The 24,251-nt window shown below is 72.9% G+C and carries 22 protein-coding genes; 12 read left to right on the forward strand and 10 right to left on the reverse strand.

Translation table 11 applies throughout. The features are described from left to right. Nucleotides 1-20: 20 nt before the first annotated feature. Nucleotides 21-677, forward strand: a complete 657-nt coding sequence (locus TCUR_RS15350) for a cyclase family protein (protein ID WP_012853442.1) — start codon at nt 21-23, stop codon at nt 675-677. Between the two features lie 15 nt (nt 678-692). Here TCUR_RS15350 and TCUR_RS15355 read toward each other — a convergent pair whose 3' ends face one another. Continuing rightward, complete coding sequence (locus TCUR_RS15355) at nt 693-878, reverse strand: hypothetical protein (protein WP_041439833.1); 186 nt, start codon at nt 876-878, stop codon at nt 693-695. Between the two features lie 70 nt (nt 879-948). Here TCUR_RS15355 and map point away from each other — a divergent pair, with 70 nt between their 5' ends. From map to TCUR_RS15375, 4 genes are all read left to right on the forward strand, one after another. Continuing rightward, the gene (map, locus tag TCUR_RS15360; protein WP_041439836.1) at nt 949-1,797 is read left to right on the forward strand and encodes a type I methionyl aminopeptidase; all 849 of its coding nucleotides are present in this window, start codon (nt 949-951) and stop codon (nt 1,795-1,797) included. A gap of 106 nt (nt 1,798-1,903) precedes the next feature. After that, on the forward strand, nt 1,904-2,551 hold the full coding sequence (locus TCUR_RS15365; RefSeq protein WP_245536870.1) for a ComEA family DNA-binding protein: 648 nt from the start codon (nt 1,904-1,906) through the stop codon (nt 2,549-2,551). Nucleotides 2,552-2,671: 120 nt separating this feature from the next. Continuing rightward, nucleotides 2,672-3,388 (forward strand): metal-dependent hydrolase, encoded by a 717-nt coding sequence (locus TCUR_RS15370; protein ID WP_041441973.1) that lies wholly within the window; start codon nt 2,672-2,674, stop codon nt 3,386-3,388. Between the two features lie 118 nt (nt 3,389-3,506). Further along, nucleotides 3,507-4,586: a S1C family serine protease gene (locus TCUR_RS15375; protein ID WP_012853447.1), complete on the forward strand. Its 1,080-nt coding sequence runs from the start codon at nt 3,507-3,509 to the stop codon at nt 4,584-4,586. Between the two features lie 45 nt (nt 4,587-4,631). Here TCUR_RS15375 and TCUR_RS15380 read toward each other — a convergent pair whose 3' ends face one another. From TCUR_RS15380 to TCUR_RS15405, 6 genes are all read right to left on the reverse strand, one after another. After that, entirely contained in the window at nt 4,632-6,353 is a 1,722-nt protein-coding gene (locus tag TCUR_RS15380) for an AMP-binding protein (RefSeq protein WP_012853448.1), read from the reverse strand. Between the two features lie 140 nt (nt 6,354-6,493). Continuing rightward, a complete protein-coding gene (locus TCUR_RS15385; protein ID WP_012853449.1) occupies nt 6,494-7,432 on the reverse strand; it encodes an LLM class F420-dependent oxidoreductase in 939 nt (312 codons plus the stop codon). 115 nt (nt 7,433-7,547) lie between these two features. Further along, on the reverse strand, nt 7,548-9,593 hold the full coding sequence (locus tag TCUR_RS15390) for a bifunctional copper resistance protein CopD/cytochrome c oxidase assembly protein (protein WP_012853450.1): 2,046 nt from the start codon (nt 9,591-9,593) through the stop codon (nt 7,548-7,550). A 13-nt stretch (nt 9,594-9,606) separates the two neighbouring features. Beyond that, the gene (locus TCUR_RS15395; RefSeq protein ID WP_012853451.1) at nt 9,607-9,834 is read right to left on the reverse strand and encodes a hypothetical protein; all 228 of its coding nucleotides are present in this window, start codon (nt 9,832-9,834) and stop codon (nt 9,607-9,609) included. A 102-nt stretch (nt 9,835-9,936) separates the two neighbouring features. Then, entirely contained in the window at nt 9,937-11,163 is a 1,227-nt protein-coding gene (locus tag TCUR_RS15400; protein ID WP_012853452.1) for a DUF5685 family protein, read from the reverse strand. Nucleotides 11,164-11,388: 225 nt separating this feature from the next. Next, entirely contained in the window at nt 11,389-12,693 is a 1,305-nt protein-coding gene (locus tag TCUR_RS15405) for a helix-turn-helix domain-containing protein (RefSeq protein ID WP_012853453.1), read from the reverse strand. A gap of 345 nt (nt 12,694-13,038) precedes the next feature. Here TCUR_RS15405 and uraH point away from each other — a divergent pair, with 345 nt between their 5' ends. The 6 genes from uraH (at nt 13,039) to TCUR_RS15435 (ending at nt 18,646) form a co-directional block, all read left to right on the forward strand. After that, nucleotides 13,039-13,371, forward strand: a complete 333-nt coding sequence (gene uraH, locus TCUR_RS15410) for a hydroxyisourate hydrolase (protein ID WP_245536871.1) — start codon at nt 13,039-13,041, stop codon at nt 13,369-13,371. A 172-nt stretch (nt 13,372-13,543) separates the two neighbouring features. Next, entirely contained in the window at nt 13,544-14,971 is a 1,428-nt protein-coding gene (locus TCUR_RS15415) for an NCS2 family permease (RefSeq protein ID WP_012853455.1), read from the forward strand. 256 nt (nt 14,972-15,227) lie between these two features. Further along, nucleotides 15,228-16,361 (forward strand): glycerate kinase, encoded by a 1,134-nt coding sequence (locus tag TCUR_RS15420; protein WP_012853456.1) that lies wholly within the window; start codon nt 15,228-15,230, stop codon nt 16,359-16,361. A gap of 141 nt (nt 16,362-16,502) precedes the next feature. After that, nucleotides 16,503-17,618, forward strand: a complete 1,116-nt coding sequence (gene ald / locus TCUR_RS15425) for an alanine dehydrogenase (protein ID WP_012853457.1) — start codon at nt 16,503-16,505, stop codon at nt 17,616-17,618. 39 nt (nt 17,619-17,657) lie between these two features. Continuing rightward, nucleotides 17,658-18,245: a histidine phosphatase family protein gene (locus tag TCUR_RS15430; RefSeq protein ID WP_012853458.1), complete on the forward strand. Its 588-nt coding sequence runs from the start codon at nt 17,658-17,660 to the stop codon at nt 18,243-18,245. A 101-nt stretch (nt 18,246-18,346) separates the two neighbouring features. After that, the gene (locus TCUR_RS15435) at nt 18,347-18,646 is read left to right on the forward strand and encodes a metal-sensitive transcriptional regulator (protein WP_012853459.1); all 300 of its coding nucleotides are present in this window, start codon (nt 18,347-18,349) and stop codon (nt 18,644-18,646) included. Nucleotides 18,647-18,670: 24 nt separating this feature from the next. On the opposite strand, the gene TCUR_RS15440 is transcribed toward TCUR_RS15435, so the two are convergent. From TCUR_RS15440 to ggt, 3 genes are all read right to left on the reverse strand, one after another. Then, nucleotides 18,671-19,579: an oxygenase MpaB family protein gene (locus TCUR_RS15440; RefSeq protein WP_012853460.1), complete on the reverse strand. Its 909-nt coding sequence runs from the start codon at nt 19,577-19,579 to the stop codon at nt 18,671-18,673. A 136-nt stretch (nt 19,580-19,715) separates the two neighbouring features. Further along, nucleotides 19,716-20,105: a divalent-cation tolerance protein CutA gene (gene cutA, locus TCUR_RS15445; RefSeq protein WP_012853461.1), complete on the reverse strand. Its 390-nt coding sequence runs from the start codon at nt 20,103-20,105 to the stop codon at nt 19,716-19,718. Between the two features lie 45 nt (nt 20,106-20,150). After that, a complete protein-coding gene (gene ggt, locus TCUR_RS15450; protein WP_012853462.1) occupies nt 20,151-21,995 on the reverse strand; it encodes a gamma-glutamyltransferase in 1,845 nt (614 codons plus the stop codon). A 251-nt stretch (nt 21,996-22,246) separates the two neighbouring features. On the opposite strand from ggt, the gene TCUR_RS15455 reads away from it, so the two are divergent. Then, nucleotides 22,247-24,238, forward strand: coding sequence for an APC family permease (locus TCUR_RS15455; protein ID WP_012853463.1), 1,992 nt, complete (start codon nt 22,247-22,249; stop codon nt 24,236-24,238). Nucleotides 24,239-24,251 lie beyond the last annotated feature (13 nt).

Genomic DNA, 24,251 nt, shown 5'->3' on the forward strand with positions numbered 1-24,251 from the left:
GGGCGTCCCACACTGGGGCCATGCCGTTCATCGAGCTGAGCCACCGCATCACCGCGGGCATGACGACCTACCCCGGGCTGCCGGGCCCGCGCATCGGCGACCACATCTCGCGCGCCCAGGCCGCCGAGCGCTTCGGCCCCGCCATGGCCTACCAGATCGGCGAGATCACCATGGTCGCCAACACCGGCACCTACGTGGACACGCCGTTCCACTGGTATGAGGACGGCGCCGACCTCGGGACGTTCCCGCTGGAGCGGCTGGCGGACCTGCCCGGCACGGTGGTGCGGGTGCGGCCGGGACGGCGCGCGCTGGAGGCCGACGACCTGGCGGGCGTGGCGGTGGCGGGCCGGGCGGTGCTGGTGGCCACCGGCTGGAGCCGGCATTTCGGCACCGAACGCTACGGCGCGCCCGACCACCCCTACCTGGCCCGCAGCGCGGTGGAGGCGCTGATCGCCGGCGGCGCCGCGCTGGTCGGCATCGACTCGGTGAACATCGACGACATGGCCGACCTGAGCCGCCCGGCGCACAGCGGGCTGCTGGCGGCCGGCATCCCGATCGTCGAGCACCTGCGGGGGCTGGAGGACCTGCCGCCCGGCGGTTTCCGGTTCAGCGCGGTGCCCCCGCCGATCACCGGGATGGGCACGTTCCCCGTGCGCGCCTACGCGGTGGTCGATTAAGACGCCCCCGGCGAGTCAGTCGTCTCCCTCGTCGTCCTGCTCGTCCCAGGCCTCGTTGCGCCTGCGGGCCAGCTCCAGGGCGCCGGCGGCCTCGGCCTCCGTCCGGTAGGGGCCCATCCGGTCCTTGTTCGCACAGCCCGGGCCGTGCTCGACCCGCATGTGCCGCAGGCAGTACCACCACGCGTCGTCGGAGATCTCCAACCCGCCACCTCCCGTTGCCGGCTTCGCGTCCACAGTCGTGCCCACGGCGGGACAACTACACTCCAGTGACATGACGACCCAACTCCGGCCAGGCCGCATCTCCCCCATGCGCAAAGTACCGGCGCACATCGCCCGCCCGGAGTATGTCGGGAAGAAACAGCCCCGCACGGGCGAGCCCGACATCAAATCCCCCGAGATCATCGAGCGGATGCGGGTGGCGGGCAAGATCGCCGGGCAGGCGCTGCAGGAGGTCGGGCGGCACGTGCGGCCCGGCATCACCACCGACGAACTCGACCGGATCGGCCATGAGTTCCTGCTGGACCACGGCGCCTACCCCTCCACGCTGGGCTACCGGGGCTTTCCCAAGTCGCTGTGCACCTCCATCAACGAGGTGATCTGCCACGGCATCCCCGATGACACGGTGCTGCGCGAAGGCGACATCATCAACATCGACATCACCGCCTACATCGACGGCGTGCACGGCGACACCGACGCCACCTTCCTGGTCGGGGAGGTCGACGAGGAGTCCCGCCTGCTGGTGGAGCGCACCCGTGAGGCGATGATGCGCGGCATCCGCGCGGTCGCGCCGGGCCGGGCCATCAACGTGATCGGCCGGGTGATCGAGTCGTACGCCCGCCGCTTCGGGTACGGGGTGGTGCGCGACTTCACCGGGCACGGCATCGGCACCACCTTCCACTCCGGGCTGGTCATCCCGCACTACGACGACCCGAACGCCACCACCATCATGCAGCCGGGCATGACGTTCACGATCGAGCCGATGCTCACCCTCGGCACGATCGAGTACGAGATCTGGGACGACGGCTGGACGGTGGTCACCAAGGACCGCAAGCGCACCGCCCAGTTCGAGCACACCGTGCTGGTGACCGAGGACGGTCACGAAATTCTCACTCTTCCCTGACCTTCGGCGGGGTAAGAGATCTGCCGCCCGCTTTCTGCCTCCGCCATGGGAGACGTGACGGATGACCTCGCCAGCGCCGTATGAGCCCCGGGTCCCCTCCGACAGCATGTCTCCCGGGCGTGCGGCGCTCAGCGTCATCTGGGCGGTGTCGCCTTTCCTGACCCTGGGCTGGGCCACCCCGTTCGCGTTCGCGGGCGCGGCGATCTGGCGCCGCAGCGGACATCTGGTGGTCGCCGCGGCGTTCTACCTCGGGGTGTTCGCGCTGCAGATGATGCTGCTGCCGGTCATCGACACCGACGCCGGCGCCGAGCGGCTGTACGGGGCGTGCCTGCTGACGCAGGCGGTGGTGGGCTGCTTTCACGCCTTCCTGGTGCGGCGCAGGGTGTTCGACCCGGAGGGGACGGGCGGCCTGGCCGGCAACGAGGCCGCGATCGAGATGGTGCGGCGGCAGCGGCTGCTGCGGGCCAAGGCGCGGGAGCTGGCCGCCAAGGACCCGGCCATGGCCAAGGAGCTGCGCATCGGCCGGCCGGACCTGCCGCGCCGCTATGACGACGGGGGGCTGATCGACGTCAATCACGCCCCGGCGACGGTGCTGACCATGCTGCCGGGCGTCACCGAGGAGCTCGCCCACCGGATCATCAAGGTCCGCCAGGAGACCGGCGGGTTCGTGTCCGCCGAGGAGCTGTCCACCCTGGCGCAGCTGCCGCCCGCTCTCACCTCCGACATCGCCGAATACGCCGTCTTCCTGCCCTGAAGCCGGCAAGGCCCCGGCGGCCGGTACCCGACATGGCCGGTTTTCGGCGTGCCGCTCCCCGGCCGGGGTCCGCGATGGTTACAGTCCGTGTGTGCGGATCTTTCGGGTGAACCTCCCATGATGGGGCGTACGCACGCCCTCAGCGGCGCGGTGGTGTGGCTGGCGGCCGTGCCGTTGCTCTCCCAGGAGCGGCTGCTGGGCGAGTTCGCGGTCTCGTTGTCGACCTCTCAGGTGCTGGCGGGCGCGGTGGTGTGCGCGGGCGCGGCGCTGCTGCCGGACATCGACCACCACAACGGGCGGATCGCCAACACCATCGGGCCGCTCACCAAGCTGCTGTGCAAGTGGGTCGGCCGGATCTCCGGCGGGCACCGGCAGGCCACCCATTCGATCCTGTTCGCCCTCGCCGCGGGGCTGGTGATGGACCTGCTGGCCACCCATGTGGCGTACGCCTGGTGGGTGGCGCTGTTCATCACCGTCGGGTTCGGGCTGCGCGGCATCGGCCTGGACTTCGAGGGGCACCCGGTGTGGTCGTCGGCCGCCGACTGCGCGGTGGCGGCGCTGGCGGTGTGGTGGATGAGCGGCCTGGACATGAGCTTCGCCGGCTATGCCGTCACCCTGGGCTGCCTGGCGCACGTGATCGGGGACTGCCTGACGCCGCGCGGCTGCCCGGTGCTGTGGCCGGCGCCGTGGCGGGTGGGCCTGCCGCTGGTGCCGCGCACCGACGGCGCGGTGGAGCGCGTGGTGGTGGCACCCGTCCTGGCCGTGAGCGCGGTGATCTTGGCCGCCTACGCGGTGTTCGGGGACGCGGCCGCCCGCTGGTTCGCCGGCGCGGGCTGACCGGGCGCCGTCCCTGCCGCGTCCCGCGAGCCGCGGCGAGCGCTCCGCCCCGTCAGGGGGCGATCACCGTCCGATTGAACCTTTTGTGGTGGGGACAACCCGGTTCAGGAGGTTCTGCATGGACGCAAAGCTCAGGCCCGTGCTGCGGGCGGGAGCAGCCGTGCTGCTGGGGGCGGCCATGGCCGCCGGGTGCGCCGGCGGCCCGGAGCCGGGCAGGCCGGGCGCCGGCGGCACCGGCACGGCGACCGTGGCCACCGCGCAGGGCGCCGTTCAGCTGGAGGAGCAGTACGAGAGGGTCATCAAGGCGGTGCTGCCCTCGGTGGTGCAGATCACCACCGACTCCGGTGAGGGCTCGGGCGTGGTCTACGACTCCGCCGGCCACATCGTCACCAACGCGCACGTCATCGCCGGGGCCCGGCGGATCGAGGTGGTCCCGGCCAGCGGCGGCCGGCCGCTGCAGGCCAGCGTGGTCGGCGCCTTCGTGCCCGACGACCTGGCGGTGGTGAAGGTGCGCGGCGGGGTGCTGCCCCCGGCCCGTTTCGGCGACTCCGCCAAGCTGGAGGTCGGCACCATCGTGCTGGCGATGGGCAGCCCGCTGGGGCTGTCGGGCAGCGTCACCAACGGCATCGTCTCGGCGACCGGCCGCAGCGTCACCACCGGCCGGCAGGGCGCCTTCCCCGGCGCGACCATCGCCGACGCCATCCAGACCAGCGCGGCGATCAACCCGGGCAACAGCGGCGGCGCGCTGGTCACGCTGAACGGCGAGGTGATCGGGATTCCCACCGCCGCCGCCAACGACCCCCAAGGCGGCGGCGCCGCCCCGGGCATCGGTTTCGCCACCCCCAGCAACACGGTCACCCGGATCGTCCCGCAGCTGATCAAGGACGGCCGGGTCACCAATTCCGGCCGGGCCGCCCTGGGGGTGACCGTCCGCACGGTGGCCGATCTGCGCAGCGGGCAGCCCGCCGGGGTGGGGGTGGTCTCGGTCACCGAGGGCGGCGGCGCCCAGCGGGCCGGGATCCGGCCCGGTGACGTCATCGTCCGGGTCAACGGCACCGACACCCCCACGCAGACGGCGCTGTCGCAGGTGCTGGCGCAGCTGTCGCCCGGGGACACCGTCGAGGTGGTCATCCGCCCGGCCGACGGCGCCGGGGAGCGCACCGTGAAGGTCACCTTGGGCGAGCTGCCCGGAGAGTGAGCCAGGAGGCCCGGCGGCGCCGGAGCGCCGCCGGGCACCGGGAGGCTACAGCCGCTCGCGCAGCTCCCGCTTGAGGACCTTGCCGGCCGCCGAGACCGGGATCTCGTCGACGAAGATCACCTCACGCAGCTTCTTGTAGTGGATGACCTTGGCGTTGACGTACTCCATCAGCTCCTCGGCGGTCACCTCGCCGGACTTGACCACAAAGGCGGTCGGCAGCTCCCCGGCCTTGGAGTCGGGACGGCCCACCACGGCGGCGTTGGCGACCTTGGGGTGGGTGAAGAGGATCTCCTCCAGCTCCCGCGGGTACACGTTGTACCCGTTGTAGATCAGCATGTCCTTCTTGCGGTCCACGATGGACAGGTAGCCGTCCTCGTCGAAGACCCCGATGTCGCCGGTGCGCAGCCAGCCGTCCTCGCTGAGCACCGCGGCGGTCTCCTCCGGCCGGTTCAGGTAGCCGACCATGACCTGCGGGCCCTTGGCGCAGACCTCGCCCTCCTGGCCGGGCGGCAGGCCGGGGGTGGAGTCGTCGACCTTCTCGGCGTCCACCGGCACCAGCTTGACCTGGGTGTCGAAGACCGGGACGCCGACGGTGCCGGCCTTGCGCTCCCCGGAGCGGTGCGGGGGGTTGGCGGTGACGCCCATGGTGACCTCGGTGAGGCCGTAGGCCTCGACCAGCGTGGCGTCGGGGAACTTCTCGCGGAGCTTGTTGATCATCTCCACCGGCAGCGGGGCGGCGCCGGAGGAGATGGACCGCACCGACGACAGGTCCCGCGTCTCAAACGACGGGTCGGCCATGAGCGCCGAGAACAGCGCGGGGGCGCCGCCGAGGGTGGTGGCGCGGAACTTCTCCATGTCGGCCAGGAACGCCGGGACGTCCAGCCGCGGGTGGACCACCACGGTGGAGCCGTTGAGCATCGGCATGTTCAGGTAGCCGATGGTGCCCATGGCGTGGAACCAGGGCGCCACGTTGACCAGCACGCCGGTGCCCAGCCGGACCGGGTACTCCTCCTCCGAGCCGATCTGGTCCAGCGTCAGCCCGCCGGCCTCGTCCAGCTTCGGCAGTGCCCCGGCGCCCCAGCAGGCGTACTGCAGCGAGCAGACCACCACGTTGCGGTGCGGGATCATCACGCCCTTGGAGCGGCCGGTGGTGCCGCCGGTGTAGGCGATGTGGGCCAAATCGGTGCGGGGGTCGATGTCCACCTCGGGGAAGGTGTCCGGCTGCCCTGCGCCGATCTCGGCGAAGTTCACCCCGCACTCGGCGAACGCGCCGTCGCACAGGGTGGACAGGTCCACCGCATCGCCCATCAGCGGGGCCACGATCACCGTGCGGACCTTGGTGTTCTTGAGCGCCTGGGCCAGGGAGCCGGCCACGAAGTCCAGCGTCACCACCGCCACGGCGCCGCAGTCGTCGAGCTGGAAGGCCAGGTCGTCGGGCGGCAGCAGCGGGTTGCACGGGGAGAACGTGGCGCCCGCCAGCAGGATGCCGTAGTAGGCGACGGGGAACTGCGGGATGTTCGGCAGGTGGATGGCGACCACGTCGCCGCGCCCGATGCCGCGGGCCCGCAGCCCGTGCGCGAACCGCGCCGCCTGCCTGGCCAGCTCGGCGTAGGAGATGTCCTGCCCCTGGTAGTGGAACGCCGTCCGGTCGCCCCAGCGGCGGGCCGCACCGGCGAGGATCGCCCCCACCGCGACGTCGGGGTAATCCAGGGACCGTGGCAGTCCGGCCGGCCAGTGCGCGGGGTTGCCCGCAGACGTCGCACCCATCGTCGTCCTTTCACGAAACTGCTGGTAGTGAGGCTGCTCACACAGCCGCAGACCTAATCGAATCGCGTTCGGTTCTCTTGGCGCAAGGGTTTGCCCATAACGATGCGCCCGATGTGCCGAAGCGACGTCCGATGGGCTCCTCAGCGCAGCAGTTCGATCACCGGGCCCAGGGCCTCCATGTACGGACCGTGCACGGTGATGTAGGAGAACCCATAGCGTTCACGCCGTTCCAGCAACTGGTCGGCGATCTGCCGGTGCGTGCCCAGCAGCAGGAACGGGGTCTCCAGGACCTGCTCGGGGGTCAGGAACGGCATCCGCTCGGCCGACAGGCGCTCGGCCGCCGCACGCCGGTCGCCGGTCACGATCACGGCCTGGATCAGCACGCTGGACTCGACGCGGTCGGCCCGCTCCCCCAGCAGCCCGCGCACAAAGCGCACCCGCTCCTCGGCCTCGGCCGCGGTGGCCAGCCGGAACGTCCCCGGCTCGGCGCCCTTCATCTGCAGGCCCCCGCCGTAGGCGATGATGTCGGCGCAGCGGGCCGCCAGGCGCAGCACCCGGTCGCTGGTGCCGCCGATCAGCAGCGGCGGGCCGAAACCGCCGAAGCCCCGCCGCTGCACCGGCTTGAGCTCGGCCAGGTCATGCAGCTCCCGGACGGCCGCGCGCTGCGGATAGTCCGGGCCGGAAAACAACCGGGTCAGCTCCTCGACCGTCCGCTCCAGCCGCTCCACCCGGGCGCCGAACGGCTCCCAGGGCAGGCCGGCGGCGTCGAACTCCCACTTCATGTGGCCGGCGCCCAGCCCGAGCTCGACGCGGCCGTCGGTGAGCCGGTCGGCGGTGGCCACCTCGCGGGCCAGCAGGTGGGGGTTCCAGAAGCCGACGTTGAGCACCAGGGGGCCGACCCGCAGCCGTTCGGTCGCCTCGGCCGCCGCCACCATCGCCGGGAACGGGGCCGGCCCGCCCAGGTGGTCGGGGATCAAGGCCACGTCGTAGCCGAAGCGCTCGGCCGTCCGGCAGCGCGCGACGAACTCCTGGCGGGAGGGCAGATCGAAGAAGTTGAACCCGAACCGGAAATCTCGCATGCCCCCACCTTTCCCGGCCGGGGCGGGGGCGTCAGCGCCGTCCGCCGTCAGCGGATCCGCCCTGAGCTGAGCCCCGCCCCTTGACAGCGGGCCCCGCCGGGAAAGGGCGGCGCGGCTAGGAGCCGCCCTCCCCGGTCCCTCCGCCGGCGGTCTTCTTCATGCGTTCGTCGCGCCGGGCCAAGGCGGCCAGGCGGGCGTTGTAGGCGGCCAGCTCGTCCTCCTCGTGGCGGGCGGCGGCCCGCTCGGCCTTGCGGTCCTCGCGGCGGGCGGTGCGCTGGTCGTCCAGGAACCACTGGACGACCAGGGCCAGCAGGACGATGAAGGTGGGGATCTCCCCGAAGCCCCAGGCGATGGCGCCGCCGGCGTGCTGGTCGGACAGTATCGAGGCGGCCCAGTCCGGATGCACCGACCGGTACCAGCCCTCGGCGAGCGGCTCGCCCAGGCTCATCAGCGCGATCCCGAAGAAGGCGTGGAAGGGCATGGTGGCGAACAGCGTCACCAGCTTGGCCACGTACGGGACCTTGCGCGGGGTGGGGCCGACCCCGATCAGCACCCAGAAGAACAGCGCCCCGGCCGCCAGGAAGTGGATCTCCATCGCGATGTGCCCCAGATGGTTGCGCATCGCGTTCGCAAACAGCGGGGTGAAGTAGAGCGCGAACGTGGTCACCACGAAGATCGCGGCGGCCACCACCGGGTGCGAGATCACCCGCACGTACCGGCTGTGCAGCAGCACCAGCAGCCATTCGCGGGGGCCGCGGTCGCCGCGGACGGGGGCGGGTTTGATCGCCCGCAGCGCCAGCGTGATCGGGTCGCCGAGCACCATGAAGATCGGGGTCAGCATGCTCAGCGTCATGTGCTGCACCATGTGCATGCTGAACAGCAGCGGCGCATACCGCGCCAGCCCGCTCTGGGTGACCAGCACGATGGTCAGCAGCCCGAAGAACCAGGAGACGGTGCGCAGCATGGGCCAGCGGTCGCCGCGGGCGCGCAGCCGCGCCACCCCCGCCAGGTACAGGCCGCCCAGCACCACCACCAGCAGCGCGAAGAAGAAGTCCAGCTTCCACAGCGTCAGGACGCGGCCGAAGGTGATCTGCGGCGGCATCGGGTAGCCCAGCAGCACCTGCACGGCGTTCTCGTCCAGCAGGGGGGCGGGCGGGGCGGTGCGGGCCAGCGCCGTCGCCACCCCCAGCACCGCGGCCATCACCGCCACCTCCACCGCGGCCAGCCGGGCGAACGCGCCGGGCCGCCGCTCGGCCAGCTCCGGCAGCGTGCGGCGGCGGTGCCACCAGCCGAACCAGCCCAGCGCCCCGAACAGGACGATCTTGGCCAGGACCAGCCGGCCGTAGGAGGTGGTCACCAGCTCGGCCGGGCCGGGCAGGCGGGCCATGGTGCCGGCGATCCCGCTGACCCCGACGACGATGTAGCACCACAGGGCCATGCGGCTGTAGCGGCCGGCCATGATCTCCGGCCGCCCGCCGCCGGTCAGGACGTGCCGGCCCAGCATCGCCAGCCCGCCGACCCACAGCGCCACGGCGAGCACGTGCAGCGCCATCGAGGTGACCGCCAGGGAGTGGTTGCCGGCCGAGGCGGCGTGCCCGGTCAGCGGCGGCGGCAGCAGCGCCACCAGGGCCGTCACCAGCAGGCCCGCCGCCCCGTTCACGGTGGCGGTGGTCCGCGCCAGCAGCGCCACCAGCACCGCCAGCAAGATCACCAGCATCAGCGCGGTGGCCTGCGGCAGGTCGCCCACATAGCCGCTGAGCCGGTTGCCGGTCAGCACCTGCCCCACCGGCTCGCCGAGCACGTCGGAGACGGTGAACACCAGCGCCGCCGCCGCGGCGGCGGCCCAGCCGGCCCCCAGCCAGGAGGCGGCCCGCAGATAGGTCAGCGCGTCGGCGGACAGCCGGCCCTTGCCGCCGGCGACCTCCAGCGGCAGCAGCATCGTGGCGGCCAGCAGCGCGCCGACGGTGAGCGCGGCGGCCGCGTGCATGGCGACCCGGGCGACCGGCAGTCCCCAGCGGGTCAGCGCGCCCGCGTCCCCGATCCCCGGGACGATCTCCTCGGCCGCCGCGCCGCCGGCCACCATCGCCGCCGCCAGCGCCGCGCCCGCTGCCGCGACGGCGATCGCGGCGGCCCGCGCCACCTGTGCCACGCCCTTGCTCATCGCGCGCCCCCGGTCACTTGGAGGAGTCCTTGCGCAGGAGGGTGAGCGCTCCGCCGATGCCCACGCCGAGCAGCAGCCCGCTGCCGATCATCAGCCACTTGGGGGCGCCGCCGGAGGTTTTCTGGGCTATGGGTGTGCTTTCGGTGGACGAGACGGACGCGGCGGCGGGTACGGCCATTGCCACCATCAAGGTCAGCAGGATCGCGGCGAGGGCGCCGATGCGCGCCTTGGAACTGGTCATGGGAACGTCGCTGGTCTCCGGGTACGGACTGGGGCGCCCTCTACCCTATTGAGGTTCGCCCCAGCCCTCGACGGCCCCCGCAGGCGACCGGACCGGCCCGCTTCAGTCGCAGCAGTTACCGCAGTTGCCGCAGCCCTCGCAGCAGTCACAGCAGTCGCCGTCGCGGGTGCACCAGCAGCGGTCGCCGCAGCTCTTGCCGCGGTATTTGCTCCATTTCGGCTGGTAGAGCCCGCAGCTGAGGCAGACGCAGGTGTCGGCCAGGCACGGGATCGGAAAGGGCGGGCGCTTGGGACGGCCGTGCCCCTTGCCGTACCAGCCGCCACCGCCGCCGCCACCGCCCCAGCCCCCTCCGGGTGCTCCGGGCCCCATGGGGACGGACGGCGGGTGCCCGGCCGGCGGGTAGGGCTGCTGCGGGGCGGGGCCATAGGGCCCCTGGGGCGGACCGTAGGGACCACCGCCCTGCGGCGGGCCGGGGTAGGCGGCGAAGACCCGCTCCACCGAGCGCGCCACCTCGCGTTCCAGCAGCGCCTTGACCAGGCGGTCGTCGGCCAGGTCGAGGTCGGCCAGGGCCAGTCGCAGCCCGTGCAGGGCGTCCCGGCAATGGCGGTGGGCCGTCGCCAGGTCCGTGCCGGTGGCGATCAGCGGGTTGTAGGCGCCCGAGGCCCGGTCCTGCTCCAGGTCCTCCACGGCGTCGAGGATGTGGGCCAGGCGGCCGAAGAAACGCCCGGCCTCCGCCAGCGGCTCGGCGTTGTGCGGCTTGCCCGCCAGCACGGCGGTGTGCGCGAACGCCGCCGCCACCGCCGTCTCGGTCGGCTCGGTCACCTCCAGCAGCCGCAGCGGCCGGCCGGCCGACTCCAGCTCCGCCTGCCGGCTCACCGCCTCCCGCAGCACGCCGGCGTCGAAGCCCAGCGCCCGCCCGGTGCGCGTCCCGGCGGCCTCCCAGCGGCCGGCCAGCCGCCTCGCCCCGGCGGCCACCAGGGCGCGGGCGTAGGCCCCGTCGCCGTCGGCGATGTGGTCGCGGGTCTTGGCCGCCGCCAGCATCAGCGACACCGCCGCCGCCAGCCGGGCGCCTTCGCTACGGGCGTCCACCACGCGGGCCGTCCGCATTCCCCGCAGCGCGCACGGACCGGCCTTGCGGTGGGGCGAACGCTCCGGGGCCTGCGCCTCCAGCAGGACCGACACCAGCAGGCCGTCGTAGTTGGTGACCAGCCGGGCGGCCTGTCCGTGCTCGGCCCGCAACGTCAGGCACAACCCGCACAGGTGCGCCATCCAGCCTTCGAACAGCGACCGGCACATCACGTGGCGGCACGGCCGTACGACTCCGAACATCCCTCTCCCCTCGCCTCGCCCCGTGGGCGTCCGGGCGCTCCGGTCCGGGCCGCGGCGCGATCTCATCCCGCCGGGAGGCGACGGACCGCCCGTCCGGCGCGGACGATCATAGAGCCGTTACAGGCCGAAAAGTCGCTTTCGGTCATGCCGAGACCACATGTGGCCCCGCCCCGGGGACGCTGCGCCCCCGCCAAGGCGCCCGTCCCTTGAGGCGGGGCCGTGTCGTCAGAGCCCGGCGCAGGCCAGGGCGCGCCGGTAGGCGCCCAGCCGCGGGCCGTCGGCCGCGCCGGTCTCCCCCAGCAGCTCGGCCAGGTCGAACCAGGCCTGCGCGGCCTCCCGGGAGGACTCCATCTCCTCCATGAGCGTGGCGGCCCGGGTCAGCACCTCCACGGCGTCCTCGGTGCGGCCCAGCCGCACGTACGCCTCGCCCAGCACGGTCAGCGCCCAGGCGCCGGCCCGGCGCGGGCTGTCGCCGAGCAGGTCCAACGCCTCATGGGCGAGCGTGACCGCCTCGGCGGGCCGGCCGAGGACGATCTCGGCGCGGGCCAGTTCCACCAGGCACAGCGCCACGTCGATCTCCCCGGCGGAGCTGGAGTCGATCTGCTCGCGGATGCGCAGCAGCATCTCGCGGGCCTGCTCGGCCTGCTCGGGCCGGGCCCGCAGCAGCAGCCCGGCGTAGACCATGCGCAGCCGGTGCGCGCTGCGGGGGTCGTCCATCGCGCCCGCCAGCGGCAGCGCCCGCTCGGCCAGCTCCATGCCCTCTTCGTAGTTGCCGCGCACTTCGGCGACGTAGGCGGCCTCCCAGTAGGCGGCCATCTTCGCCCGGGGGCTGCCGATCCGCTCGGCCCGGGCGATGAGCTGGTCGGCGAGCTGGCGGGCCCGCACCAGGTCGCCGCGCTCGATGTAGGCGGCCAGCAGGGACGCCCCCAGGTGCACCGCGCCGTCGGTGGAGTCCGCCCCGGAGGCGATCAGCTTGCGCAGCGCCTCTTCGGCCACCTCGACGCCGGCGCTGATGTCCCCCCGTTCGCGCAGGCAGCGGCTGAGCGCCACGTGCACCTTGGCCCACTGCTCCAGGTCCGCCTCCGGGGAGGTCTCGGCGGTCAGCTGGCGCAGCTCGGCGATCGCCTCCTCCAGCGCCCCGGCCGCCTCCAGGGCCAGCGCGTGCCCCCAGCGCGCCTGCTGCAGCAGTTCCGGCAGCGCCACCGCGTCGGTGTTGGACAGCACCTCGGCGAAGCGGGCGCGGGCCTCCTCGGCGGCGCCGTTCTGCAGCGCGATCTCGGCGTAGTCCAAGGTGACCCGCAGCTCGTCGACGACCTCTTCGCTGACCCCGCTCACCAGGTAGGTCGCCGAGCAATTGAGCTTGGCCGCCAGCAGCTCGATCACGCTGGGGGCCGGCACCCGCTTGTCGCTTTCGATCAGTGAGATATAGCTGTCGGACAGCTCGGGAAAGGCGAGTTGCGCCTGGCTGACACCCTGACGGATACGCAGCGCACGTATGCGTTGTCCGAGAGTTTCCTGTCCGGCCACCACGAAGCCCCTTACTCACCGCATGCGGGGGTGTGCACACGGTAGTGATTCCCGACTCTTCCCCACAGACCCCCGAACGCTGAAGAGGCGGCCGCGCCGCTCGGTCGCTCTCCGCGTAGGTATCGCAGCGTATTCACGAACACCCCTGATGGCGAGGGGTCCTCCCGCACCGTGATACAGAACCGTGATGAGCGTCCCACCAGTAGAGACGGCAGGGTGCGGATGCTCTACTGAGGGCGTGCAAAACGGCACTCGCGGAGCGGGAGGGCCGCGCGGCGCCGGGGCGGCCCGCGCCGCCGCAGAGCCGCCCGCCCGCGTCCCGATAGGAGTTCTGGAGCGCCCTTGAGTGTGAGCACCCATGTCCTGGACACCCACCGCGGCAGGCCCGCCGCCAAGGTGCCGGTCCGGCTGGACCGCTACGACGGACGGACCTGGCAGCCGCTGGCCGAGGACCTGACCGGCGACGACGGCCGGCTGGAGGACCTGCCCGGCGACGGGACGGAGCTGTCGGCCGGGGTGCACCGGCTGCGCTTCGGCACCGGCCCCTACTTCGCCGCGCTGGGCGTGCCGGCCTTCTACCCGGAGATCTGCGTGATCTTCGAGATCACCGACCCGGCCGAGCACTACCACGTGCCGCTGGCGGTGAGCCCCTACGGCTACTCCACTTACCGGGGAAGCTAGGCCTCCGGTTGTGAAAAGTCACAGCCGGACACCACAGGACATTCGCTAAAACGGGTTCCGGTGAGCCCAGAACACATTTCGGGCAGTTAATCTGAGTACGCGGCGACGCGGGCGGCGACCAGGGGCGGGCCGCCCGCGTCGTACCGCGCGAGCATGATCGGGGGACGTCCTGATGGCGCACGCCGGCACCGGGCCGCGACGGGTAGGGGGCCCGCTGGAGCGGTTATTCGACCTGAGCGGGCGCGGCACCACACTCGCCCGCGAGGCCCGCGGCGGGGTCACCACCTTCTTCGCGATGGCCTACATCCTCCTGCTCAACCCGATCATCCTGGGCGGGGCGCAGGACGTCACCGGCGCGAGGCTGTCGATCCCGCAGCTGACCACGATGACGGCGCTGTCGGCGGCGATCGCCACCATCGTGATGGGGCTGGTCGGCAACGCCCCGCTGGCGCTGGCCGCCGGGCTGGGCATCAACGCGGTGGTCGCCTACCAGGCCGCCCCGCAGATGACCTGGCCGCAGGCGATGGGCCTGGTGGTGCTGGAGGGCCTGGTCATCGTGCTGCTGGCGGTCACCGGGGTGCGCGAGCGGATCATGAACGCCATCCCGCTGTCCCTCAAGCACGCCATCGCGGTCGGCATCGGCGCCTTCATCGCGCTGATCGGGCTGGTGGACGCCGGGTTCGTCACCGCCGGCACCGGCGGCACCCCGCTGGCGCTGGGCGCCGCCGGCTCGCTGAACACCTGGCCGTCCCTGGTGTTCGCAGTGGTACTGCTGCTGATGATCGTGCTGTACACCCGGGGGGTGCCCGGCGCCATCCTGATCGGGATCGTGGTGGGCACCGCGCTGGCCATCGTCATCGAGACCCACGCCCGCATCCCCGAAGGCGGCTGGGGCGTGGTCACCCCTCGGATGCCCAAGGAGCTGGTGGCCGCCCCCGACTTCGGGCTGCTGCTGCAGGTGGACCTGTTCGGCGGCTTCGTCCGCGCCGGTTTCCTCAGCGCCCTGGTGGTGCTGTTCACCCTGGTGCTGTCGGGGTTCTTCGACGCGATGGGCACCATCTTGGGCATCAGCGACGAGGCCGGGCTGGTGGACGAGCGGGGCCGGGTGCCCCGGCTGGGGCGGATCCTGGCGGCCGACGGGCTGTCGGCCGCCCTGGGCGGGCTGACCAGCTCCTCGGCCAACACCGTCTATGTGGAGTCGGCCGCCGGGGTGGGCGAGGGCGCCCGCACCGGCCTGGCCAACATGTTCACCGGGGCGCTGTTCCTGGGCACCCTGCTGCTGACCCCGCTGGCGGCCGTGGTGCCCGCCCAGGCCGCCTCACCCGCCCTGGTGCTGGTGGGGGCGCTGATGATGACCCAGGTCTCCAAGATCGACTGGTCGGATCTGGAGCTGGCCGTCCCGGCCTTCTTGACCATCGTCATGATGCCGTTCACCTACTCGATCACCACCGGCATCGGCGCCGGCCTGATCGTCTACACGCTGATCAAGGCGGGCCGGGGCCGCTGGCGCGAGGTGCACTACCCGCTGTGGATCGCCGCCGCGGTGTTCGCCGCCTACTTCGCCCTCCACCCGATCAAACTGCTGCTGGGCATCGGCTGAGGCCCGCCGCCCGGCCTTGACGCCGCAGCGGCCGCGCCGGAAAGTGCGGCGGGGAACGGATACTGAGAATCTCAGACTGCACGACGTAGGGTCCCCGCGAGGTGTCAAATGGTCCCGGTGTGACGTAAGCAGAAGGCAGAGCCTGACCTCATCGGACGTGGAATCGGGCGTGACATCAGGCGTGAAAGGCGTGGCAGTGGTCTCCACAGCATCCCCCTCGGCATCCTCCCCCGGGCAGGTCCCGGCCGGCGGCCATGTGCTGGTGGCTCCGGACAAGTTCAAGGGGTCGCTGAGCGCGCCGCAGGTCGCCCGCCGGCTGGCCGACGGGCTGCGGCGGGCCCGGCCGCAGGTGCCGATCGTGGAACTGCCGATCGCCGACGGCGGGGACGGCACCGTCGAGGCGGTCATCGCGGCCGGCTGGCGGCGGGTGGAGGTGAAGGTGGCCGGCCCCACCGGGCAGCCGGTCACCGCCGCGCTGGCGATGAACGGCGACACCGCCGTGGTGGAGATGGCCGCGGCCTCCGGCCTGCGGCTGCTGCCCGGCGGCAGGCCCGCCCCGCTGAGCGCCACCAGCCTGGGCACCGGGCAGCTGATCGCGCACGCGCTGCGGCTGGGCGCCCGCCGCATCGTGCTCGGCCTGGGCGGCAGCGCCTGCACCGACGGCGGCGCCGGGATGGTGCAGGCGCTGGGCGGGCGGCTGCTGGACGCCACCGGCCGGGATCTGCCGCCCGGCGGCGCCGCGCTGCGCGCCCTGCACGCTTTGGACCTGCGCGGCCTGCCGGACCTGTCACGAGTCCAGGTGATCATCGCCAGCGACGTGGACAACCCGCTGCTGGGCCGCAACGGGGCCGCCGCCGTCTACGGGCCGCAAAAAGGCGCCGGACGGGAGGAGGTGCGGGTGCTGGAGGCCGGGCTGCGGCGCTGGGCCGACCTGGCCGAGGCGGTCTCCCGCAAGAGCGCCCGCGACCGGCCCGGGGCCGGGGCGGCCGGCGGCCTGGGCTTTGCCGCCCTGGTGTTCCTGGGCGCCCAGATCCAGCCGGGCATCTCGTTCATGCTGGATCTGCTGGGGTTCGCCGACAAGGCCAAGGGCGCCCGGCTGGTGATCACCGGGGAGGGGTCGCTGGACGCCCAGTCGCTGCGCGGCAAGGCGCCGATCGGGGTGGCCAGGGCCGCCGCCCGCGCCGGGGTCCCGGTGATCGCGGTGGCCGGGCGGCGCGGGCTGACCGGCGAGCAGCTGCGCCGCGCCCGCATCCAGGCCGCCTATGCGCTCAGCGACATCGAGCCCGACATGGAACGCTGCATGCGCCAGGCCGGCCCGCTGCTGGAACAGCTCACGGTGGCGATCGCCGACGAGTGGCTGCCGCCGAGCAGCCTCGGACCGGTCGCCTGATACGCCCTCCTCGGCGGCGCTCCCCGGGGCTTTACACTCTGTCGGCAATCGGCGGAACTGCGCGACAGGCTGCTCATAGCCCCGCCGGCATACCCGGCCGCACTCTGGGGAAAACGGACATCCTGGACCCCGGAGGGCGCGGTGAAGGTCGGCATTCCCCGCGAGATCAAGACCCACGAGTACCGGGTGGCCATCACCCCCGCGGGAGTGCTGGAGCTCACCCGCCGGCACCACGACGTCTTCATCGAGCGGGGCGCGGGGGCGGGCTCGTCCATCCCCGACGCCGAGTACGCCTCGGCCGGGGCCAAGCTCCTGGACACCGCCGATGAGGTGTGGGGCGAGGCCGAGCTGGTGCTGAAGGTCAAGGAGCCGGTCGCCGAGGAGTACCACCGGATGCGTCCGGGCCAGACGCTGTTCACCTACCTGCACCTGGCCGCCTCCCGGGCCTGCACCGACGCGCTGCTGCGGGCGGGGGTGACCGGCATCGCCTACGAGACCGTCCAGCTGCCCGACCGCTCGCTGCCGCTGCTGGCCCCCATGTCGGAGGTGGCCGGGCGGATCGCCCCGCAGGTCGGCGCCTACAACCTGATGCGCTTTGCCGGCGGGCGCGGGGTGCTGCCCGGCGGGGTGCCCGGGGTCGCCCCGGCCAAGGTGACGGTGATCGGCGGCGGCGTGGCCGGGCTGAACGCCGCGCAGATCGCGGCGGGCATGGGCGCGGAGGTGACCGTGCTGGACATCGACGTCGACCGGCTGCGCCACATCGACGCCCTCTACCGCGGGCGGATCAAGACGCTGGTCTCCAGCGCCTATGCCGTCGAACGGCAGGTGCGCGAGGCCGACCTGGTGATCGGGGCGGTGCTGATCCCCGGCGCCAAGGCCCCCAAGCTGGTCTCCAACGAGCTGGTGGCCGCGATGAAGCCGGGCTCGGTGCTGGTGGACATCGCCATCGACCAGGGCGGGTGCTTTGCCGACTCCCGCCCCACCACGCACGCCGACCCGACCTTCCGGGTGCACCAGTCGCTGTTCTACTGCGTGGCCAACATGCCGGGCGCGGTGCCCAGCACCTCCACCCACGCCCTCACCAACGCCACCCTGCCGTACGTGCTGGCGATCGCCGACAAGGGCTGGCGGCGGGCGCTGCGCGAGGACGCGGCGCTGGCGGCGGGCCTGAACGTCCACGACGGCCACCTCGTGCGCCCCGAGGTCGCCGAGGCGCACGGCCTGGACCGCATCGACCTCGCCTCGGTGCTGGGCTGACCTCCTCCGCCGGCGCACCGCTCCCCTAAGGTGATCGCCATGGGGGAGATCATCGTCCTGCGGCACGGCGAGACCGAGTGGAGCAGGGCCAGGCGGCACACCGGGCGCACCGATCTGCCGCTGACCGCCCGCGGCGAGGAGCAGGCCCGGGCGCTGGGGCCCTATCTGGCGCGCCGGCGGGTGGTCCACGCGGTGTGCAGCCCGGCGCTGCGGGCCCGGCGCACCGCCGAGCTCGCCGGGCTGAGCGCCGTCGAGATCGACCCGGACCTGTGGGAGTGGGACTACGGCGGCTATGAGGGCCTCACCAGCGCCCAGATCCGCAAGCGGCGGCCGGGCTGGTACCTGTGGGCCGACGGGGTGATCCCCGGGGACGCCGAGCATCCCGGCGAGTCGGTGGAGCAGGTCGGTGAGCGCTGCGACGCCGTGCTGGGCCGCATCCGGCCCCACCTGGAGCAGGGCGATGTGGCGGTGGTGGCGCACGGCCATCTGCTGCGCGTGCTGACCGCGCGGTGGCTGGGGCTGCCGCCGGCGAGCGGCAGGCTGTTCGCGTTGCACACCGGGACGGCCGGCACGCTGGGCACCGAGCACGGCCGCCCGGTGATCACCTCCTGGAACACGCCGGTGTGAGCGGCGGCCGACCTCACCTCCCGGACAGAGCTCATACCCCCCAGGGGTGGATACCCTGAGTGCGGCGAGCACAGACCCAGACGGGGAGGGCGACACCCACCATGGCGGCCAACGGGGCTCCCACGCGCGGGTACACCGCGACCAAGGACCAGCTGCAGACGCGGCTGCGGCGGATCGAGGGGCAGGTCCGCGGCATCGAGCGCATGGTCCAGGAGGACCGTTACTGCATCGACGTCCTCACCCAGATCAGCGCGGTCCAGGCGGCGCTGGACAAGGTGGCGCTGGGCCTGCTGGACGGGCATGTGCGGCACTGCGTGGCCGAGGGCGCCCAAGAGGGCAAGGCCGATGAGATGTCCACCGAGCTGATGGCCGCGGTGGGACGGCTGATGCGCCGCGGCTGAGGGCGGCCGCGGGTTCCGGCGCCCTCAGGAGGCCATGCCCAGGCTCCTGGCCTCCGCCTCGTAGGCGCGGATCAGCTCGTGCGCCCGCTTGGCGTCCGGGGAGTAGCGCAGCCGGGCCGGGATGACCCGGGTGCCGCGGTGCATCGCCTGCAGGGTCAGCGTCGCCGCCAGGTCGGAGGTGGGCAGGCCGGGCAGCCCGTACATGCGGCGGGCCCAGCGCGGCAGCGTGGCCACGGTGAGCGTGGCGAGGCTGGGGGCGGCGAGCTTGAGCGGCAGCATCGGGCGCGGCACCGGGGGGTTGAACAGCCGCCGCAGCCCCTCCCGGGCCTCCTTGCACGCCCAGATCTTGGGCCGCATCATCGCGTAGTAGTCGCGCATCTCGGCCACCGAGGCCGGCACGTCGGCCGGGTCCAGCCCGACGACCTGGGCGGCGCGGCGCTGCTCGTCCACGAAGCGGTCGGCCTCGGCGTCGCTGAGCACGATCCCGGCGCGGCGGGCGATGTCGAGGTAGGAGTCGACCTCGCCCATGTGCACCCACAGCAGGTTCTCCGGGTCGTCGATGCGGAACACCTCGCCGGTGCGCATGTCCAGGCCTTCCAGCTTGGCGTGCATCTTGCGGACCCGGCGGCCGATCCGCTCGACCTCCTCCAGCGAGCCGTAGGTGCGCACCCGGACGAACTCGATGGTGCGGGCCAGGCGCTGCCAGGCGGAGTCGGGGTTCATCAGCTCGGAGTTCTGCGCGGTGCCCCACATGCTGCGCGGGTGCAGCGCCTGCAGCAGCAGCGCCCGGAAGCCGCCGATCATCATGACCGGCTCGCCCATCACCCGCCAGGTCACCGAGCCCGGTCCGAACAGACCGAAGTCGCCGGGGCGATCGGCGCCCGCCGCACGGTCCGAGCCGCGCTTGCCGTCCATCTCGCGGAGCCCGCCCATGTCACCACCTCGTCCGTCCCATACCCGGATATGTGGAAACACGAGCGTAATGAATGACTTACCCCCCTGTCATGAGGTAGATCACATCTTTTACCGAGATGCCCGGTTTGCTCTGACAGGTCGGGTCGGGACGGAGTCAGCCGGAGGCGCTGGGCTGGGCGGCCTGTTCCCGGCGCGGGGCGGCGCTTTCGTCCGCCGTCTCCACCGGCTTGGTCTGCTCGCTGACCCAGCGCAGGTAGTCGCTGCTGCCGGCCACCACGGGGGTGGCGATGATCTCCGGGGTGTCGTAGGAGTGCAGCTCGGTGATCAGCGTCGCCAGCTCTTCGAAGTTGTCGGCGGTGGTCTTGAACACCACCATCCACTCCTCGGCCGTCTCCATCTCGCCCTCCCACCAGTAGGTGCTGGAGATCGGGCCGACGAGCTGGGCGCAGGCCGCCAGGCGCTCGCGCACCGCGGACTTGGCGAGGGCGGCCGCCTCCTGGCGGGAGTCGGTCGTGGTGGTCACCTGTAGGTACGCCTGGGGCATGCCGTTGCTCCTTCCCCTAAGCGACGATCGTAGTCGGCTTTCCGCTCAGTGAGCGGGCCTGACCACCATGGCGCTGCCGCCGTGCCTGCGGTGCGGTTCGGCCACCGCCTGCACCAGCCCCGGGCGCAGGAACTCCAGCGCGGTGGCCGCGCCGATCTGGCCGGCCGGCGGGCCGGGGAAAAGCGCCAGCTCATGCCCCAGAGAGCGCAGGCGCGGCCCGTAGGCGTCCAGGAACGCCTGCTCGGCGAAGGTCTGCGGGGTGTTGCGCTGGGTGGCGCGCGGGGCGGCCAGCGCGGCCGGCAGGTCCATGCCCAAGTCGATGCGGCCCAGCAGGATCTGCAGCACGGTGGTGATGATCGTGGAGCCGCCCGGGGAGCCCAGGGCCAGCAGCGGCCGTCCGTCCTTGAGCACGATGGTGGGCGCCATGCTGCTGCGCGGGCGCTTGCCAGGGCCGGGCAGGTTGGGGTCGGGCGCGGCGCCCGGCGGGGGCGGCTGCATCGTGAAGTCGGTCAGCTCGTTGTTGAGCAGGAAGCCGCGTCCGGGCACGGTCAGGCCGCTGCCGCCGAACTGCTCGATGGTGATGGTGTAGGAGGCGACGTTGCCCCACCGGTCGGCGACCACCAGGTGCGTGGTCTGCGGCCCTTCACGGCCCAGGCGGAGCGGTTCGCCCCGGGCGGGCTCGCAGTCGCGGTAGTCCCCGTCGGGGGAGCCCGGCGGCACCGGGCTGACGGCGGCTTTGCCGGGGTCGATGAGGCAGGCCCGTTCGCGGGCGAAGCCGCGGGAGAGCAGCTCCCGCAGCGGGACGTCCACATGGTCGGGGTCGCCGATGTAACGGCCGCGGTCGGCGTAGGCCAGGCGGGACGCCTCCAGGTAGTAGTGCAGGGCCTGCACGGGGTCGCCTTTGTCAAGGCGGAAGCGGTCCAGGATGTTGAGCGCCTCGCCGACCGTGGAGCCGCCGGAGGAAGGCGGCGCCATCCCGTACACCTCCAGCCCCCGGTAGGTGACGCGGGTGGGCGGGCGCAGCGGCGCCCGGTAGGCGGCCAGGTCGGACAGCTCCATCAGGCCGGGCCGGACGGTGCGGGTGGCCGTGGGCTCCACCGGCGGATGCCGCACGGTCCGGACGATCTCCCGGGCCGGCTCCCCCCGGTAGAACCAGGCGGGGCCGCGCCGGGCGAGCGTGCGGTAGGTGCGGGCCAGGTCGGGGTTGCGGAAGCGGGAGCCGACCGCCGGCGGGCGGCCGCCGGGCAGGAACAGTTTCCGCGTCGGCGTGATGGCGGCGAACCGGTCGGCGTTGAGCGCGGTCTGCTCGTGAAACTCCCGGTCGACCACGAACCCCCGCTCGGCCACCCGGATCGCCGGCCGCAGCAGCGCGCCCAGCGGGCGGGTGCCGAAGCGGTCCAGGACCTGCTGCCACTGGGCGACCGTGCCGGGGACCCCTACCGACAGCCCGCTGGTGACGGCCTCTTCAAAGGGAATGGCCCGGCCGGTGGCCGGATCGACGAAGGAGCGGGCGTGCATCTTGGCCGGTGCCGTCTCCCGGCCGTCCACGGTGTGGACGCGGCGCGTCCGGGCGTCGTAGTAGACGAAGAACCCGCCGCCGCCCAGAGCCGCCACATAGGGCTCGGTCACCCCGAGGGTGGCCGCGGCCGCCACGGCGGCGTCGGCGGCGTTGCCGCCCTGGCGCAGCACCTCGATGGCGGTGCGGCTGGCGTCGGCGTCCACGGTGGAGACCGCGCCGCCGTAGCCGGTCGCCACAGTCTGCGCCCGCCGGTCCGTCCGCTCGGCGGGAGAGGGCGGGGCGATCGCACCGGCCGGGCCGGGGGCCGGCAACGGCAGCGTGATCACCAGCGTCCCGGCAAGCGCCGACCTGCGGAAAAGGGCAGCAGGCACGGGAACCTCCGCAAATGGACAGCCGCCACCACCGTCTCTCCGGTCCCACTACCCCGCCGAGAGCGCCGCCAGACCCGGCCGGCGGCAAGTGAGCTGTATGGCTTTTTGATCACTTCTCCGGAGAGGAGATTGCTCTTTACTAGAACTTTAGACATTCTTTGGTCTCCCACGCCCCGGACTCTCGCGCAGAAACGCACCTCGGCCGCCCGCACCGGCCGGCGTGTGGCGACGCCCCGGACTTGGAGACGCCCATGCGCAACGATCTGCTGCGGCGGCTGCCCGTGGAACAGGCCGCCCCGCAAAACTACGGAGGCGGCCGGCACCGGCTGCGTGTGCTGTACAAAAAGCGCGACCTGGTAATTCTCGGGCTGGGGGTGATGATCGGCGCCGGCATTTTCAAGATCTCCGGAGTGCAGGCGGCCACCGCGGCCGGCCCGGCGGTGATCGCATCGTTCGTGATCGCCGGCACGGTGTGCCTGCTGGCCGCGCTGTGCTTTGCCGAGCTGTCCTCGGCGGTGCCGGTCGCCGGGAGCGCCTATTCCTTCGGTTATGTCGCCTTCGGGGAACTGTGGGCCTGGTTCATCGGCTGGGCGCTGATCCTGGAGCTGCTGCTGGCCGCCTGCGCGGTGGCGCGCGCCTGGTCGCTGATCGCCGTCCAGACGCTGCAGGACCTGTCGATCGGGATGCCGTCCGGGCTGGCGGGAGTCGTCGGGCAGGAGCGGGGCTTCGATGTGTTCGCCCTGGCCATCTTGGTGCTGCTGATCGGGCTGCTGGCCAGCGGCAGCCGGGTGGGGCTGCGCACGCTGTGGGCGATGGTGCTGGCCAAGCTGCTGGTGATCGGGCTGGTCATCGTGGGCGGGCTGCTGCTGTTCGACGCCGGCAACCTCACCCCGTTCGTCCCGCCCGCCCGGCCCGCTCCCGGCGGCGGCGAGCCGACGGTGCTGACCGCGCTGTTCGGCGACCCCTCCCAGACGTTCGGGATCTGGGGCATCTTCGCCGCCACCCCGGCCATCGCCTTCGCCTACATCGGCTTCGACCTGATCGCCACCGCCGCCGAGGAGACCGAGGACGCCCCGCGCAAGGTGCCCCAGGGCCTGCTGACCAGCCTGGTGATCACGATCGTGCTGTACGTGGGGGTGGCGGTGGCCATGGTCGGCATGATCTCCTACCGCGAGCTGGACCCGGCCCGCCCGCCGTTCGCCCAGGCGTTCGCCGAGGCGGGCGCCGGCTGGATGGGCACGGTGACCGACATCGGGGCGGTGCTGGGGCTGACCACCGTGATCTTCGTGGTGCTGATCAGCCTGACCCGGGTGGTGTTCTCCATGGCCCGCGACGGGCTGCTCCCCTCGGGCCTGGCCGCGGTCAGCCGCTACCAGGTGCCCAGCCGGGCCACGCTGGTGGCGGGCGGGACGGCCGTGGTGCTGTCGCAGACGGTGGACGTGCTGACACTGGAACCGCTGGTGGTGATCGGCGCGCTGTTCGCGTTCCTGGCGGTGTCGGCCGCGGTGCCGGCGCTGCGGCGGGTGCGGCCCGACCTGCGCCCGCCCTTCCGGGTGCCCGGCGGGGCGACGATACCGATGCTGGCGATGGCGTCCATCGCCTGGCTGATGCTCAACCTGGAGCTGAAGACCTGGAGCTACTTCGGCGTCTGGATGCTGGCGGGGTTCGTCTTCTACCTGCTCTACGGCCGGCGCCACAGCCGCCTGCGCGAGCTTTTGGACCGGCCGCCCGCCCCTGCGACGGCGCTTTCGTCCCCTCCCCCGGCCCGCTCCCCGTTCGACGTTCCGCCCATCTCTCCGCAAGCGGGTCCGCTCAGGCAAAGCCCTCTCGATCGGCCCTTCTCCGCTCCGGCCGGGGTGCAGCCCTCCCCGCCGTACCCTTCCCCGGGGGAGTCGCCTTGGGGCACCGGCTCTGCACACCGCCGGCCGGAAGGGCCGTATCCGCACCCCTCGCCGCAGCATGCCGCACCGCCCCGTCCTCAAGGCGCCCCACCGCCGCACGCCCCGTCCTCCTTCCAGGAGGCCGCGCCGCCCCGCCCGCAGAGCGGTCCCCCCTTCCCTCCCCCGGGCAGGAGCGGGCGTGACGGGGAGTTCCCCCAGGACCGCCTGCCCCGTGGGCCGCGTCCCTACGTCCAGGGCGGAAGGCGTCCCTGGGGGCAGACCCCGGCCGGGCCCGCCGATGGGGACCTGCCGTACCCGGAGGAGCCCGGCGAGCCCCCCTACGGGGGATACCGCCGTCCCTGAGCGAACAGCGGAG

Source organism: Thermomonospora curvata DSM 43183, assembly GCF_000024385.1.
Lineage (GTDB): Bacteria > Actinomycetota > Actinomycetes > Streptosporangiales > Streptosporangiaceae > Thermomonospora > Thermomonospora curvata.

Bases quoted from the DNA above. Each gene is read 5' to 3' on its own strand.
- TCUR_RS15350 (WP_012853442.1), top strand. From the start codon at position 21: ATGCCGTTCATCGAGCTGAGCCACCGCATCACCGCGGGCATGACGACC.
- map (WP_041439836.1), top strand. From the start codon at position 949: ATGACGACCCAACTCCGGCCAGGCCGCATCTCCCCCATGCGCAAAGTA.
- TCUR_RS15365 (WP_245536870.1), top strand. From the start codon at position 1,904: ATGTCTCCCGGGCGTGCGGCGCTCAGCGTCATCTGGGCGGTGTCGCCT.
- TCUR_RS15370 (WP_041441973.1), top strand. From the start codon at position 2,672: ATGGGGCGTACGCACGCCCTCAGCGGCGCGGTGGTGTGGCTGGCGGCC.
- TCUR_RS15375 (WP_012853447.1), top strand. From the start codon at position 3,507: ATGGACGCAAAGCTCAGGCCCGTGCTGCGGGCGGGAGCAGCCGTGCTG.
- TCUR_RS15380 (WP_012853448.1), bottom strand. From the start codon at position 6,353: ATGGGTGCGACGTCTGCGGGCAACCCCGCGCACTGGCCGGCCGGACTG.
- TCUR_RS15385 (WP_012853449.1), bottom strand. From the start codon at position 7,432: ATGCGAGATTTCCGGTTCGGGTTCAACTTCTTCGATCTGCCCTCCCGC.
- TCUR_RS15390 (WP_012853450.1), bottom strand. From the start codon at position 9,593: ATGAGCAAGGGCGTGGCACAGGTGGCGCGGGCCGCCGCGATCGCCGTC.
- TCUR_RS15395 (WP_012853451.1), bottom strand. From the start codon at position 9,834: ATGACCAGTTCCAAGGCGCGCATCGGCGCCCTCGCCGCGATCCTGCTG.
- TCUR_RS15400 (WP_012853452.1), bottom strand. From the start codon at position 11,163: ATGTTCGGAGTCGTACGGCCGTGCCGCCACGTGATGTGCCGGTCGCTG.
- TCUR_RS15415 (WP_012853455.1), top strand. From the start codon at position 13,544: ATGGCGCACGCCGGCACCGGGCCGCGACGGGTAGGGGGCCCGCTGGAG.
- TCUR_RS15430 (WP_012853458.1), top strand. From the start codon at position 17,658: ATGGGGGAGATCATCGTCCTGCGGCACGGCGAGACCGAGTGGAGCAGG.
- TCUR_RS15435 (WP_012853459.1), top strand. From the start codon at position 18,347: ATGGCGGCCAACGGGGCTCCCACGCGCGGGTACACCGCGACCAAGGAC.
- TCUR_RS15440 (WP_012853460.1), bottom strand. From the start codon at position 19,579: ATGGGCGGGCTCCGCGAGATGGACGGCAAGCGCGGCTCGGACCGTGCG.
- cutA (WP_012853461.1), bottom strand. From the start codon at position 20,105: ATGCCCCAGGCGTACCTACAGGTGACCACCACGACCGACTCCCGCCAG.
- TCUR_RS15455 (WP_012853463.1), top strand. From the start codon at position 22,247: ATGCGCAACGATCTGCTGCGGCGGCTGCCCGTGGAACAGGCCGCCCCG.